Source organism: Endozoicomonas sp. SESOKO2, from assembly GCF_024606245.1.
GTDB lineage: Bacteria > Pseudomonadota > Gammaproteobacteria > Pseudomonadales > Endozoicomonadaceae > Endozoicomonas_A.
Window position 1 is genome coordinate 1 of sequence record NZ_JAHHPQ010000582.1, and the last position, 1,799, is coordinate 1,799.

2 protein-coding genes are annotated in these 1,799 nt (G+C 45.7%); both read right to left on the minus strand.

Features of this window, described 5'->3' with window-relative positions:
- Positions 1-195 (minus strand): hypothetical protein (locus KDK17_RS14130; RefSeq protein ID WP_257288329.1); only part of this gene is annotated, 195 nt, incomplete at its 3' end.
- Positions 196-252: 57 nt separating this feature from the next.
- Positions 253-1,799: hypothetical protein (locus KDK17_RS14135; protein ID WP_257288330.1), on the minus strand; the 1,547-nt coding region annotated here is incomplete at its 5' end.

The window sequence follows — 1,799 nt, forward strand, 5'->3', positions numbered from 1 at the left end:
GTACGGACTGGTGTTTTTCATATTAACCAAATACCCAAAGATAAACTGACTAAAGTTCCAAAAAAGAAGAATCGCAGAGTTTAAAAAAAGGCTGCTGACCAAGCCAGTGTCACAAAGAACAACAGTGTCAGCAGCCCTGTACGCTGGAAGGTCCAGCAAACTTCCGTCGCGTTTTACCCTGGCTTGAAGCGCCATGGAGGATTTCAGGGCAGTCAGCGCAACAAAAAACAATGTAGATCGTCTCAGACTTTTTCATTCCATATTATCAACCTCTGTGTACTGGTCTGCGAATGCAAAAACATTGCTGGCAAACAATGTAAGCCCCTTACTCAGAGCAACCAGAGGAAAAACAGCGTTACTAGCGCCGAGATTAAGCTGACCATCGGCTTGGCTGAAGTGCCTGGGAAATTTTTTCTGTGTATCCGTGGGGTGCGGGTGCAGAGGTTCCGGGTACAGCATTGTATCCAAACGCCCCTTTTGCTTTAAATGTTCTGAGTAACACTCAACAGAAGGGGGAAATGCATCAGGGTCTGTGACCTCACAAGGTTGCAGGGCAGTCCAGTACAAGATCTCCTGTGCTGTGCGAGTCAACCATGAATGGTATTTGTTGTCGTCTAAACCCATAAATGATTGCAACCTTGACTTGGGCTGTAATTCTTTTTCTTTTGCAAAAAGGCCTGACAGGTATTCGTTCAGCAACTGTTCAATAAAGTTTTCTGTCTCTTTCACTGCCAGTTGATTTTGATAATAATAGTCTTGGGAATCCCGACGCAGGCGTGACCTTAACAACACGGCAGCCAGCATATTTTCGCATAGGGCATTGGCAAAGCTTAACCGCTGCATAACCTCTGGACTATAACCCCAGGTTTTAGAGTCTTTCGTACCAAGGCCGCTTTTCATGGAGCCATAGAACTCAACATCGCCCCAATCCCGAAGACCATCCCAGCCAAAATCAGGTCGCTCAATGGCCTTGATCCAGCTTTCAAATTTGCCAGGTAATGGAGAGGCGAAATAAGTGGAGTTCCCCAATAACGGGCTAAGGAACACCCAACGACGCCCGGTAAAGTGAAATGCCGGTATCGTTGACGTAGGCATAACGCCAAACTTGCCATTAAGTACGCCAATGTCATGAATGCTATTCAATAAACCTTGCTCAGCAGTTGCGTAAGGAGTACTGGTATCATCAATAATGTGAGCGTATTTACCATAACTATTCGTTGCTTTGAAATGATAGACCCGGAAGGCTCTTTCGCCGTTAACATAACTCACTTGTAATCGGTCAGTGAAACTTCGGCAACTCTCCGGAAGATCCTTTTCCAGTACGACAAGATACTCGCCAAAGCGTGGTTTCCGGCTTTTAAAACGATCACTTTTGGCAATAAATTGATGCATAATGCCTTCTTGCGCCAGGGTGCTGACGGACTCTCCGACTCGTTGGAACTTATAGTAATCAACCTCCTCACCATTGCATATTGCCAGTGTACGACCACCTACGATACTGCCTTCTTTTTCAAACAGCGATAGCGGATCTTGACCAGAATAAACCGATTCAAAGACTGTTTCACCGGCGCGAGCAAATTCCGACTGTAACTGACGACCGGAAGCTAACTGTGCAGGATGAAAATCAAATGCGTGGGCAGCCACTACTAATTCGAAAGCCGAAGTATTGGACAATTGAAAATTGAGAGGATTAACGGGCTCTGCCAATTTGCCGGAAGAATCCAGTTTGAAGAAAAGTGCCGGGTCTTTGAGAAAATCCAGAGTATCAGCCAGTAATGGTAGAGGTAGTCTGGATTTCC